The sequence below is a fragment of the Ideonella sp. P3_A4 genome (assembly GCF_056403075.1).
On the sequence record NZ_JBFUGE010001237.1, the window covers coordinates 1 to 822 of the forward strand.

At 66.9% G+C, this 822-nt stretch carries 1 pseudogene; it reads right to left on the reverse strand.

The annotated features are described in order from the left end of the window. Positions 1-451 precede the first annotated feature (451 nt). A pseudogene (locus tag AC1DYI_RS37270) lies at positions 452-822 on the reverse strand (hypothetical protein); the annotation flags it as partial.

Sequence of the window (822 nt, forward strand, 5' to 3'; positions counted from 1 at the left end):
GCCAAGGGTCGGTGCGCCAGGGCTGGTCGTCGCGATCGACGGCCTCGTTCAGGCCGCCCCAGGGATGCGGCGTCGGCGAGCCGCTGTCGAAGACGATGTCGAGGTTCGCATCACTCGCATGAACGGTCTGGCCCGAGGGACGGGAACCGGTACTGCCACCCCGATCGGCTTGTTGCATCACGCGTCCTTCCTGGTTTGGATTCCGCGGTCGCTGTCCATTGCCTGCGGCCGATTGGCCCACACGGCAACCGACGTGCCCGCTGCACGTGGAGGTGATGCCGGCCCGACGAGGGTCGACGGTGAGGGCCACGAGCAGCGGCCGACAGTCTCCGCCTGACTCGTCCCGATGGCAAGAAGGACGCAAGAAAGATGCGAGAAAGACGAAGGCCCGGTGAGAACCGGGCCTTCGCATCGCGCCGCACGCGAGGTGCGGCGGCAGTTGCCGTGTGGCTTACTTGCCGAGCTTGCCGCGCGGGCTGCCCACGCCGGTGCAATAGTCCCAGCCCACCGTGGCCGAGGCACCGTTGCTGCCGGTCGTCACGTCATAGAAGTTGGTCTTGTACTCCTTGTAGGTCGCCAGCTGCGCGTACAGCAGGTTGTCTTCCATGTTGGAGTAGAAGCCGCCCGGCGAAGGCGCCACGCCCAGCCGGTTGTTCGAGTTGTTGACGATGCCCGCCAGCGCCGGTGCCGACAGGCTCGTGCCGCCGACGACATACCAGGCATTGTTGTAGAGCACCCACGCACCGCTGGCCGGGTCGGCGTCGAAGGACATGTCCGGCGTGCGGCGGCTGGCCTGGCCGAACAGCGGGTACTGGTAGTTCG